The organism is Micromonospora sp. NPDC049049, from assembly GCF_040649115.1.
In the GTDB taxonomy this organism is placed as follows: domain Bacteria; phylum Actinomycetota; class Actinomycetes; order Mycobacteriales; family Micromonosporaceae; genus Micromonospora.
This window is the reverse complement of the sequence record NZ_JBEZEX010000005.1, coordinates 77,469-89,710: the sequence shown is the minus strand read 5'-3', so window position 1 is coordinate 89,710 and position 12,242 is coordinate 77,469. Positions and strand designations below refer to the sequence as shown.

Below are 12,242 nucleotides of genomic sequence, written 5' to 3'. Positions count from 1 at the left end.
GTGTGATGCCGGAGGCTCCCTGATGTGCCGGTCAGTTGAGGGCGTAGATCTCCGCGGCGGTGGTCCACGGGTTGCCGTTGACCTCGCTCAGGGCGCGCAGTCGCAGATACTGGCCCGTTTTCGCGGTGAACCGGACCTCCTTCTGGCTGGCGTTGTTGGCGAAGGTGCCGGTGGCCACGGCGGTTCCCCAGTTGACGCCGTCAGTGCTGACGTAGGCCTCGTACTGGCCGATGCGTCCGTTGGCAGCGCCGGAGCCTCCGTCCTGCCGGGGCAGGTAGCGGATGCCGGAGACGGAGTAGCTCGCCCCGAGGTTGATGTGGATCTCGTGGGGCATCGGGGCGTTACCGCCGGTGTACTTCGTGTGCCAGATGGTGCTGAGGTTGCCGTCGAAGGCGTTGGTCGCGGCCCCGTTCTCGGCGGCCGTCTCCTGGCTGTCCACGTACTTCAGCGACCAGCCGGTGCGGGGAATGACGCCGGCGCTGGGCACGCAGACGGTGCTCAGCTGGTGTGCGCCCCGGTCCGGACGGCAACCCGGGGTGACGGTGCTGCCGAAGTAGTCGCGGCTGCCCGGGCTGGTCATGACCTGGCCACTGGCCAGCGCCGGCGAGCCGGCGCGGAGCCGGTAGCCGCCGGCGTCACCGATCGAGGTGGCGGCGCCCGGCGCGACGAACAGCGGGTCGGCCGTGATCTTGTTCGGGTCGGCGGGCTCGCCGGCCGGGTGCTGGCCGTAGAACACGTTGGAGTCGAACAGCAGCCCCCCGGCGTTGTAGCTGGCCTGGGTCGTGGTCACATAGAAGATGTTGTTGTAGAACTCGGCGTTGGCGCCCGTCGAGCCGTTGCTGTTGTTGATGATCTGGGCCGCCTGGCCCACGTAGAAGACGTTGTTGTAGATCTTCGTGTTGGTGAGCTTGCCGCAGACCAGGTCGAAGATCTGGCCTCTGTCGTTCTGGCTGATGTTGTAGCGCACGATGTTGTCTTTGGTGGTCGAACCCCCACCGTTGCAGAGCAGGATGAAGCCGCCCTCGTTGTCGTGGCTGTAGTTGTACTGGTAGATGGTGCGGATGTTGCCCTCGTCCAGGTCGAAGCCCTGCCCGTCGCAGGTGCTCCGGCCGCCGCTGACCTCGTTGAACTGGAACAGGGCGTCGTTGATGTTCCAGCCCCAGATGCCGGCGGCGCACTGCGCGGGCTCGCGGACCCGGAAGCCGTCGACCCGGTTGTTCTCGACCAGGGCGCTCTGGGTGTGGTGCACGTCGATGGCGTCGCCGCCGATGTCGGTGACCGTGTTGCCGCGGACGACGACCCGGGTCTGCGGAAGCCAGGTGCCGCAGGTGGAGCCGCAGTTGGGATTGGCCAGCTCCGGCCGGACCATCCAGCGGGTCCAGAAGTGGATGCCGTAGCGGTCGACGGTGGCGATCGTGTTGTTGTTGATCAGCACGTCGTCGAACTTCGTCTGCACCGTGTGTCCGAGGACCTCGAAGAAGATGCCGGCGCTGGCGTCGTCGTCCTTCTTGGTCTGGTTACCGTTGACGTCGTGGACGCTCAGCCCGGTCACCCGGTAGTAGGTGCCGGTGCCGGAGTTCTCGCGGATGATGTGCACGCCGCGGCGGGTGGCGATCGCCGACCCCTTGTTGGAGATATCCAGGTTACGGATCTCCCAGTACTGCTGGTTGTAGAGCTTCACGACGTCGACGACAGCCCCGTTGCCGGCCAGTACCGGTTTGGCGCCACTGCCGTACGCGTCGATGATGATCGGTGCGCCGGCCGCGCCGGAACCCTTGGGAAAGAGTTGCTGGTTGACGCAGGTCGTGCCCCGCCGGATCAGGATCTGATCTCCGGCGGCGAACGTCTTGGCGTTCACCGGTGTGAAGCTGTTCCAGGGGCTGGCCTGGGTGCCGCTGCCCGATGTGCTCGCGGAGCAGTCGACGTAGTAGTTCGTGGCGGCTGCCGCGGCGGGGGGCGCGGCGACCAGTACTGCGGTGGCTAGCGTGGTCAAAGCCACCAACGAGGACCTGAACAGGCGCATCGAGAGTCCTAACCGTGGGCGTGGTCGGGGGGTGGGGGAGTCTTTCAATTCCTTGCGCTGTCTCGTTCGTACGCCGGGAGGGAACGCCCCCGGCGGAGCTCGGGCCCGCCGCACGCCGCGGCTCACCGGAACTTTCTGTTGTAGTCCGCGAGAAGACCGATCAGGACGGCGAGCGCCACGAGCATGATCGCGAGGTTGCCCCACCCGACCGTGGGTCGGACGACCACCACGGTGACGACACAGGCGAGCGCGAGCAGCAGCCGGGCGACGACGAGCAGAGCGGCACGTGTCGGTTCCTTCATGACATCCCTTTCTCGGGCCTCAGCCCTTGACACCACCGGCGGCCATGCCCTGGATCAGGCGTCGCTGGATCAGCGCGTACAGGAGGAGCACCGGCACGATGACGATGACCATGCCGGCGTAGAGCCGCCCAGGGTCCGCAGCCGCCTTCTGGGCGGCCATCAGATTGAGCAGGCCGACCTGCAACGTCTTGCCCTCGCCGGGCAGCAGCGTCAGCGCGATGACGAAGTCGTTCCAGTAGGCCAGGAAGTTGAACAGGATCACCGTGGTGACCGCCGGTCGGGCCATCGGCAGCATCACCCGCGTCATGATCCGGAACCGGGATGCCCCGTCCAGCAGTGCGGCCTCCTCGAAGTCCCCTGGAATCGACCGGAAGTACGCACTCAACAGGTAGATCGTGAACGGGATCGAGGTCGCCGCGTAGACCAGCGAGAGCACCGCCGGGTTGTCGAGGAAGAACCCGTCCGGGAACACGTCGACCAACGCACGGTCCCAGTCGACAAGCATCAGGAAGATCGGCACCACGATGTAGTTGACGTTGACGAAGAGTCCGGCGAGCAACGCCACCTCGACGATGCTCTTGCCACGGAACTCGTACCGGGCGACGACGTACGCCGCCGGCACCGAGACCGCCAGCACGAAGACCAGGCCGAGGAGGGTGACCAGGACCGACGTGGCGAAGTAGCGGCCCATCTGGGCGCCGCCGAACGCGTCGACGTAGTTCTGCAGGTGCAGGCCTTCGGGCAGGGTCCAGGGGCTGCCGAAGAACTCGCTCTTGCGCTTCAGCGAGGCCACCAGCACCCAGCCGACCGGGATCATGATGAGCAGGGTGATCCCACCGACGAGCAGGTGGGTGAGGCCACGGCCGGGCCGCGGACCGGATTTGTTGATCGTGGTCATGGGAGTGTCCTCTAGAACTGGAGGGGCTCACGCCGGGTCGCGCGGCTCACCAGGAGCGACACGAGGAACGAGAAAGCGAAGATCACCACGCCGATGGCCATGCCGTAGCCGTAGGCCGAGTTCGTGTACGCCTGCTTGTACATGTAGCTGAGCAGCACCTCGGAGGCGCCGTCCGGGCCGCCACCGGTCATCGCCCGAACCAGTACGAAGCTGAGGTTGACCGCGCTGAGGATGAAGAAGGTCAGCGTCGTGCGCAGGTTCTGCCAGATCAGCGGCAGCGTGACGGCGAAGAACTGCCGGGTGGCCGCCGCGCCGTCGAGCGCCGAGGCCTCGTACAACTCCTCCGGGATGCTCGCCATGCTGGACATGTAGATGACCATGTAGTAGCCCAGTGACTGCCACAGCATCGCGATCGCGACCGAGTAGAGCACCAGCTTCTGGTCACCCAGCCACACCTGCTGCAGGCCGTCCAGCGAGAGCGCCCGGAGTGTGCCGTTGAGCAGGCCGTTCTCCTGGTCGTAGACGGCCGAGAAGATGGCCGCGATGACGACGACCGAGAGCACGTTCGGGATGTAGAGCACGAACCGGTAGAAGGTGTGGCCGCGCAGCTTCTGGCGGGTCATGACGGCCGCGAGGAACAGGCCCATCCCCATCGTCACCACGGTCACGACCACGAGCAGCGCGACTGTGTTCTGGAATGCGCGCAGGAACTGCTCGTCGTCGATCAGCTTGCTGAAGTTGTCCAGGCCGACGAACCGCATCTGTGCCGAATAGCCGCTCCAGGTGTAGAGCGACATCCGGAACACGCTCACCGTCGGCCAGATCATGAACAGCGCGAACAGTGCCAACGCCGGTAGCAGGCAGACGGCGACGAACCGGCCGTCGCCGGGCCGACCGCGGGCGGCGGTACCGCGCCTCGGCGTTGGGGATCGACCGGGCGCTCGCTTGTTGGCGCCCGGGGTTGGGGGAGTGAGGGTCGTCGTCACCGTTGATGAGTCCTTGGCTCTCGCGGGGAAGGATCGGCGGCAGCCCGTCCCCGGGCTGCCGCCAGGGCGTCACTTGCCCGCTTGCCGCAACTTCTCGCTGGCGTCGTTCAGTGCGGTCTGCCACTGGTCGACGGTCTTGTCGCCGCTGATGATGCTGTTCGCGGTGTCGAAGAGCGTGCCCTTGATGTTCACGCCCTCGACCGGCGCGGTGCTGGCGAAGCCACCGACCAGGGCGGAGATGGTCGGGTCCTCGTAGAGCTGGTAGAACGGGGCGATCTCGGCGGCCAGCGTCGCGGCCTTGCCCTTGATCGGCTGGATCGCGTTGGCCTTCGCGAAGATGCCGGCGGCCTCGTCGGAGTAGAGGTACGCGACGAAGTCCTTCGCGGCGTCCTTGTTCTGGGCGCCACTCGGGACCCAGACCGACTCGACGATGGTGGTCAGGTAGCGCTTGCCACCGGCGCTGACCGCCGGCAGCGGGGCCATCGCCCACTCGAAGCCGGTGGCGCGCGGCGCGTCCTTCATCTCGCCGACGACCCACGTGCCGTTCGGCATGAACAGGGTCTTGTTGTCGAGCAGAGACTGCTGGTTCTTGGTGAAGTCCTGCTCGTTCGCGTACCCGACGGTGGTCTTCGACGCGTAGGTCAGCAGCTTGGCGGTGATGTCCAGGACCTGACGCGCCTGGGGGGTCTTCCAGACACCTTCGGAGTACGTCATGGCGTCCTTGTAGAACTGCTCACCGCCGACGTCAGCGAGCAGCGCGAAGAAGAACGAGTCCAGGTAGCCGGCGGTCGGGTACGTGAACAGCGCAATGCCCTCGGCCTTGGCGGCGTCGCCGAGCTTGAACATGTCGTCCCAGGTGGTCGGGACCTGCCAACCCTTCTGCGCGAAGAGGCCCTTGTTGTAGACCAGGCCGGTCGGCGCGTAGTACATCGGCATCAGGTAGGTCTTGTCGTCGTTATACGGGTTGGTGTTGAGGTTGCCGACGATCCCGTCGGCGAGCTTGGACCGCACGGTGGACTGTTCGCCCGGCACTGTCATGTCCAGGACTCCGGTGAGGTCCTCCAGCGCCTTGTCCTTGACCAGCGTCTCGGCGAGCGCGGCCTTGCGGCCCTGAGGCAGCACCACGACGTCGGGGAACTTGCCAGCCTTCATGTTGGGGCTGATCTCGTCCTCAAGGGTCTTCGAGAGCTGTAGCTGAACGTCCACGTCGGGGTGCTTCGCCCGGTAGGCCTCGACGACCTGGAGGTACATGTCCCGGCCGTAGCCGCCCTCGAAGGCGGCGACCTTCAGGGTCTTCTTACCGTCGGCGCTGTCGTCGCCTCCGGAACAACCCGCGAGCAAACTGATCGCTGTCGCTGCGGCGACAGCCAGGACGATGGGTTTTCTCAACATGGGGGTGGTCCTCCGTGGGCGGGTGCGCACAACGGTGCGGGAGTTGACGGCGTGCACGAGGCGCGGTCCGCTAGATCACTGAGGTGGGCCGCGCGTTGTTACTGTGGCACCCGTAACATGACCCGTCAAGAACGATCTACCGACGGCACGACGGTTAGTGGGTCCGCGGCGCCGCTGTGGACTCCCGGACGATCAGGGTCGCCGGCGTCAGCGATTCGCCCTCTGCGTGGGTGTCGAGCAGGAGTGCGACCGCGGCCGACCCGGAGCGGTAGAAGTCCTGGCGAACGGTGGTGAGCGGTGGGTGGCAGTAGGAGGCCAGCTCGATGTCGTCCACGCTCACGATCGACACGTCCTGCGGCACCGACCGCCCGCGCTCCCGCAGCGCCTTGATCACACCGAAGGCCATCTCGTCACTGGCCACGAAGACGGCGGTGACCTCGGGAATCATCGCGAGAACCTGCCCCAGGCGGTAGCCCGACTCGGGTGACCAGTCGCCCTCCAGGGCTGGCGGCGCGTCGATCCCGGCGGCGGCCAGGCACTCCTGCCAGCCCTGCCGACGCTGCCGTGCCTCGATCCACTCATCCGGCCCGGCCACGTGCCACACCTGGCGGTGCCCCAGGTCCAGCAGGTGTTGGGTCGCCGCGCGCCCCGCCTCGTGCTGGTCGATGCCCAGCACCCGCGCGCCGGTGGTGCGCGAGCCGTCCACCGTGACGGTCGGGATGTCCCGGGTGATGTCCTCCATCCGTTGGGTCACGGAGATCAGCGGGACCGCGATGATGATGCCGTCGACACCCTGATCAGACAGCTTGAGCAGGGATTTCTCCATCAACGCGGTGTCCAGCTCGGCGATGGTCGCGATGCTCACCGAGTAGCCCGCCTGACCGGCCGCGGCCTCCACCCCGGCGGTGACCCCCGAGCGGGAGTAGTACCCGCCGGCCTGGAGCAGGACCAGGCCGAGGGTGAAGCTCCGCCCCGAGGAGAGCAGCCGCGGGGCGCCGTTGTACCGGTATTTGAGCTGCTCGACCGCGGTGAGCACGCGACGTCGGGTCTCCGCGTTGACGTTCGGCGAGTCGCGCAGCGTGCGCGAGACCGTCTGCGCGGACACACCGGCGGCGCGTGCCACGTCGGTCATGCTCGGCTGCTTGCCACGCATCGTCGCCTCGGTCATCCGCCCCGCCCTCCTGAGAACCCGGTACGGCGGCATCCTAGCGCCATTGTTACAGATGGCACGGGTAACATAGGCTTCCGCCATGATCGAGACGAACCGGCCGGGCAACACAGTGACACCGTCGACCACGCCCTCGCCCGCGCTCGGCTGGAGCGACAGTCAGCTCCACCGGCACGGCGTCCCGCACCGCATCCTCTCCGGCGCCCTGCACTACTTCCGGGTCCACCCGCAGCTGTGGCGCGACCGGATCCGGCGGCTGGCCGACCTCGGCCTCAACACCCTCGACACGTACGTGCCCTGGAACTTCCACCAGCCGCACGCGGGCCGCGCGCCGCGCTTCGACGGCTGGCGCGACCTTGAGGCGTTCATCGCACTCGCCGGTGATGAGGACCTCGACGTCGTCCTGCGTCCCGGCCCGTACATCTGCGCGGAGTGGTCGAATGGCGGCCTGCCAGCCTGGCTCACCGCCCGCGACGTGGTCCTGCGCAGCTCCGATCCGGCGTACACCGGGCCGGTCGAACGTTGGTTCGACGAGCTGATCCCCCGCATCGCGCGGCAACAGACGCATGCCGGCGGGGCGGTCGTGGCGGTGCAGGTCGAGAACGAGTACGGCAGCTACGGCGACGACGGGGCGTACCTGCCCTGGATTCGCTCCGCCCTGCTCGAGCGCGGCATCACCGAACTGCTGTTCACCGCCGACGGCCCGACCGAGCTGATGCACGACGCGGGCACGGTGCCGGGGACGCTCGCCGCGGCCACCCTCGGCTCGAAGCCCGAGGCCGCCCGTGCCCTGTTCGCCAAGCGCCGGCCCGACGAACCATTCGTGGTCGCCGAGTACTGGAACGGCTGGTTCGACCACTGGGGCGAGCGGCACCACGTCCGCTCGGTGGACAGCGCCGTCCGCACCTTCGACGCCATCATCGGCGAGGGCGGAAGCGTCAGCCTCTACATGGCACACGGCGGCACCAACTTCGGCCTGTGGGCCGGTGCCAACGCGGACCGAGGCCGGCTTCAGCCCACCATCACCAGCTACGACTCCGATGCGCCGATCGCCGAGGACGGAACACTGACCGCCAAGTTCCACGCCATGCGCGCGGCCCTCGGCGCGACCGGGCAGCTGCGAGTGCCCGAACGGATGCCGGTGCTCCCGCCGACGCAGGTGCCGCTGACCCACCGCGCCGACCTGATCAGCGGCCTGCGCGCCGTGCGCACGCCGGAGTCGACCGGTCCACGGCCGGCCACCTTCGAGCAGCTCGGCCTGGACGCCGGGATGGTGCTGCTCACCGCTCACCCGAAAATCCCCACGGGCGCGCACACCATCGTCCTCACCGACGTACGTGACCGGGCGATCGTCCTCGCCGACGGCGTACCGATCGGTGTCGCCGACGCCGAGCATCCGGAGATACCCATCAACGGCACCGGCGCGGCCGTGCGCCTGGAGATCCTGGTGGAGAATCTCGGCCGGATCAACTACGGCCCACTGGTCGGCCAGCACAAGGGTCTGCTCGGGCCGGTGCTCGTCGACCGCCGGATCGTGCACGGCTGGACCAGCTCGCCGATCGCCCTGGCCGAGTGGACACCGGACGACCTGCGCCTCGCCACCGCTGCCGGACCGGCCAGCACCGGTGCCGGCTTCGCGGTGGCGAGGATGCACATCGAGGAGCCGGCCGACACCTTCCTCGCACTGCCCGGCTCGGTGCACGGCCTGGTCTGGGTCAACGGATTCCTGCTCGGCCGCTACTGGGACATCGGCCCGCAGGTGACGCTCTACTGCCCCGCGCCACTGCTGCGGACCGGCGAGAACACGATCGTCGTACTGGAGACCGACCGCCTCGGCCCGGTCCTGGAGCTGCGCGACCAGCCCGAGCTGGGCCCCACCGAGGAGTACGTGGAGGAGTTCGAATGACCGTCTGACCGCCCCGGTCGCCCGCCGTGCGAGCGGGCGACCGGGGCCCGACAGGCCGGTCAGGCGCGCTTGCGGCGACGCTTCAGCAGGAGGACCCCCACGCCGGCCGCCAGCAGGACGGCACCGCCGGCGGCGGCGAGCGGCAGGGTGGTCGAGCGGCCGCCGGCGGCGGTGAGCTCTGCGGAGCCGAGCTCACTGATCGCGCGGTGGAGCGGATTGCTTGCCGCCGTGGGGGTGACGTGCCGCGAGGGCCGGACCGGTTCCCCTCCGGTCCGGCCCCCGCGATCAGGTCCGCGTCAGGCGCGGAGTCTGCGCTGCCGGACGACCAGCAGCAGGGCCGCGCCGAGGAGCACCGCCAGCACGCCGGCACCCATCCAGAGTCCGGCCGGGAACGACGTTCCGGTAACCGGGAGCTTGCCCTTCACCGGAATGGTGATCGTGGACTCGGGTGAGATCGGCGCCGGTCCGTCCGGCGGAGTGCCGGTCGCCGTCGCGGTGTTGCGCAGCGACCCGTGGTGGTAGTCCGCCTTGCTGACCGTGTACGTCGCCGTGCAGGTCACGGCCGCGCCAGCGGCGAGGGTGACGGTGCCGTTCGGCGTCCGCTCCGGACCGCAGGTGATCGGGCCGAGGTTGGCCGCCGAGGCCGGTGCGGTCAGGGCGTCGGTGATCGTCACGCCGGTCAGCGGCACCTGACCGGTGTTGGTGACCACGAACTGGAACGGCACGTGCTGCCCCGGCCGGACGATCTTGTTGGTGCTGCTCGACTTCACCACCGTGATCGCTGCGCCCCGGGTGGCCGTGACCTCTGCTGAGGCCGGCGCGGAGCGTACCGGTGCGGGTGGCTCCTGGCCGGGAATGGTCGGGGGCGTGCCGACCGCGACCGCGGTGTTGGTGATCCGGCCGGTCTCGATGTCCGCGGCGGTGACCGCGTAGGTCGACGTGCAGGTGGTGCTTTCCCCGGCGGCCAGGGTGACAGTGCCGTTGGCGACCGGCGGCGTGCCGCAGGTGATGGCCCCGGGCGTCCCGGTGCCGGAGAAGTCCGTCTCGTCGACCGTCACCGCGCTGAGCGACGTGGTGCCGGTGTTGCTCACCACGAACCGGTACGTGACCACGTCACCGGCCGCGGACACCACCGTGGGCGTCACCGACTTGGTGATGGCGATCGCCGGGTGCGGGATCGGGATGTCCACCGGCGACGGCGGGGAGACCGGCGGCGGCCCGAACGGCGGCGTACCGGTGGCCGTGGCCACGTTGCGCAGCGACGAGCCGGTGAAGTCCTCGGCGGTCACCGTGTAGGTCGTCCGGCACTGGATGGAGGCGCCCGGCGACAACGTCACCGCGCCGTTCGGGATGTTGTCTGGACCGCAGGTGATCGGCCCGAGCACGCCGCGGACGGACGGCGGCAGCACAGTGTCGTTGACTGTCACGTCGGTGAGGGTGAGACCGCCGCTGTTGACGACCAGGAAGGTGTACGGCACCTGCTGACCCGGCGCGGCGATCGCCACCGTGCTGGTCGCCTTGATCACCTCGATGTTGGCGACGAGCCCGGACTGCGGGATGGTCAGTGACGACGGCGGGGAGTCGACAGGCGTACCCCCGCCCGGCGGTGTGCCGTGCGCGGTGGCGACGTTCGTGACGCCGTCGTTGTCGAGGTCGGCCTGGGTGACCGTGTAGGTGGCGGTGCAGGTGGTGCTCGCCCCAGGGGCGAGGGTGGTGGCGGCGCAGGTGATCGGGCCGAGGTCGGCGTTCGACGACGGCGGGGTCTGCACGTCTGTCACGTTGACGTTGGTCAGCGTGAGCCCACCGTTGTTGACCACGTGGAACCGGTACGGAACCTGCTGCCCGACCGCATTGATCAACACGGTGGTGGAGGTCTTCACCACCTGGATGCTGGCGACGATCCCCGCGTCCGGGATGGTCAGTGTCGCCGGCGCCGAGTCGATGGGCGTCTCACTGCCGGGCGGTGTGCCGTGTGCGGTGGCGACGTCGGTGACCCCGTTGTTGTCGAGGTCGGCCTGGGTGACGGTGTAGGTGGCGGTGCAGGTGGTGTTCGCGCCGGGCGCGAGGGTGGTGGCGGCGCAGGTGATGGGGCCGAGGTCGGCGTTCGACGACGGCGGGGTCTGCACGTCTGTCACGTTCACGTTGGACAGCGTCACGGTGCCGGTGTTGGCGACCAGGAACCGGTAGGGCACCTGCTGCCCGACCGTGTTGATCGAGACGGTGGTGGACGACTTCAGCAGCGAGATCGACTGGATCAGGTCTGCCGCCGGGATGGTCAGCGTCGAGGGTGCCGAGTCGATGGGCGTCTCACCGCCGGCCGGTGTGCCGTGTGCGGTGGCGACGTTGGTGACCTCGTCGTTGTCGAGGTCGGCCTGGGTGACGGTGTAGGTGGCGGTGCAGGTGGTGTTCGCGCCCGGTGCCAGTGTGGTGGCGGCGCAGGTGATGGGGCCGAGGTTGGCGTTCGACGACGGCGGGGTCTGCACGTCTGTCACGTTCACGCCGTTGAGCGTCACGCCGCCGGTGTTGGCGACCAGGAACCGGTAGGGCACCTGCTGGCCGACGCTGCTGATCTGCGTGGTGGTGGACGATTTCACCAGTGAGATGCCGGGGACGACCACGTCGCTCGGAATCGTCAGCGTCGCGGGCGGCGACTGCACGGGCGGCCGACCGCCGGGCGGTGTTCCCTGCGCTGTCGCGCTGTCCCGGACCGAGCCGAAGTCCAGGTCGGCCTGGGTGACGGTGTAGGTGGCGGTGCAGGTGGTGGTGGCGCCGGGCGCGAGGGTGGTGGCGGCGCAGGTGATGGGGCCGAGGTTGGCGTTCGACGACGGCGGGGTCTGCACGTCGGTCACGTTCACGCCGGTGAGGGTGAACCCGCCGGTGTTGACCACGTCGAACCGGTACGGGACCTGCTGCCCGACAGTGGTGATCGATGTGGTGGTGGACGACTTCAGGATCGCGATGGAGGCGAGCAGACCGCTTTCCGGAATGGTGAGCGTCGCTGGCGTCGAGTCGACAGGGCCGCCGCTGGGCGGGGTGCCGTGTGCGGTGGCGACGTTGGTGACGCCGTCGTTGTCGAGGTCGGCCTGGGTGACGGTGTAGGTGGCCGTGCACAGGGTCTGCGCGCCGGGCGCGAGGGTGGTGGCGGCGCAGGTGATGGGGCCGAGGTTGGCGTTCGACGACGGCGGGGTCTGCACGTCGGTCACGTTCACGCCGGTGAGGGTGAACCCGCCGGTGTTCAGCACGTGGAACTGGTACGGCACCTGTTGGCCGACAGCAGTGATCGACGTGGTGGTCGAGGTCTTCATGATGGCGATCGACGCCAGCAGCCCGGCCTCGGGGATGGTCAGCGTCGAGGGCGGCGACGTGACCGGCGTACCGCCGCGGGGCGGGGTGCCCCGCGCGGTGGCGACGTTGGTGACCCCGTCGTTGTCGAGGTCGGCCTGGGTGACTGTGTAGGTGGCGGTGCAGGTGGTGCTCGCGCCGGGGGCGAGGGTGGTGGCGGCGCAGGTGATCGGGCCGAGGTTGGCGTTCGACGACGGCGGGGTCTGCACGTCGGTGACGGCGACG

At 68.7% G+C, this 12,242-nt stretch carries 8 protein-coding genes; 1 reads left to right on the top strand and 7 read right to left on the bottom strand.

Annotated features, from left to right (window positions below):
- Window positions 1-31: 31 nt before the first annotated feature.
- The 6 genes from AB0B68_RS07650 to AB0B68_RS07625 form a co-directional block, all read right to left on the bottom strand.
- Complete coding sequence (locus AB0B68_RS07650; protein WP_357258383.1) at window positions 32-1,999, bottom strand: discoidin domain-containing protein; 1,968 nt, start codon at window positions 1,997-1,999, stop codon at window positions 32-34.
- 146 nt (window positions 2,000-2,145) lie between these two features.
- Entirely contained in the window at window positions 2,146-2,325 is a 180-nt protein-coding gene (locus AB0B68_RS07645; protein ID WP_357200193.1) for a hypothetical protein, read from the bottom strand.
- Between the two features lie 19 nt (window positions 2,326-2,344).
- A complete protein-coding gene (locus tag AB0B68_RS07640) occupies window positions 2,345-3,223 on the bottom strand; it encodes a carbohydrate ABC transporter permease (protein WP_357200196.1) in 879 nt (292 codons plus the stop codon).
- Window positions 3,224-3,234: 11 nt separating this feature from the next.
- A complete protein-coding gene (locus AB0B68_RS07635; RefSeq protein ID WP_357200199.1) occupies window positions 3,235-4,209 on the bottom strand; it encodes a sugar ABC transporter permease in 975 nt (324 codons plus the stop codon).
- Between the two features lie 69 nt (window positions 4,210-4,278).
- Window positions 4,279-5,601, bottom strand: a complete 1,323-nt coding sequence (locus tag AB0B68_RS07630) for a carbohydrate ABC transporter substrate-binding protein (protein ID WP_357258379.1) — start codon at window positions 5,599-5,601, stop codon at window positions 4,279-4,281.
- A 154-nt stretch (window positions 5,602-5,755) separates the two neighbouring features.
- Entirely contained in the window at window positions 5,756-6,769 is a 1,014-nt protein-coding gene (locus tag AB0B68_RS07625; RefSeq protein ID WP_357202925.1) for a substrate-binding domain-containing protein, read from the bottom strand.
- An 82-nt stretch (window positions 6,770-6,851) separates the two neighbouring features.
- On the opposite strand from AB0B68_RS07625, the gene AB0B68_RS07620 reads away from it, so the two are divergent.
- Window positions 6,852-8,675, top strand: coding sequence for a glycoside hydrolase family 35 protein (locus AB0B68_RS07620; protein ID WP_357258376.1), 1,824 nt, complete (start codon window positions 6,852-6,854; stop codon window positions 8,673-8,675).
- A 296-nt stretch (window positions 8,676-8,971) separates the two neighbouring features.
- Here AB0B68_RS07620 and AB0B68_RS07615 read toward each other — a convergent pair whose 3' ends face one another.
- Window positions 8,972-11,980 (bottom strand): hypothetical protein, encoded by a 3,009-nt coding sequence (locus AB0B68_RS07615; protein ID WP_357258632.1) that lies wholly within the window; start codon window positions 11,978-11,980, stop codon window positions 8,972-8,974.
- Between the last annotated feature and the right edge of the window lie 262 nt (window positions 11,981-12,242).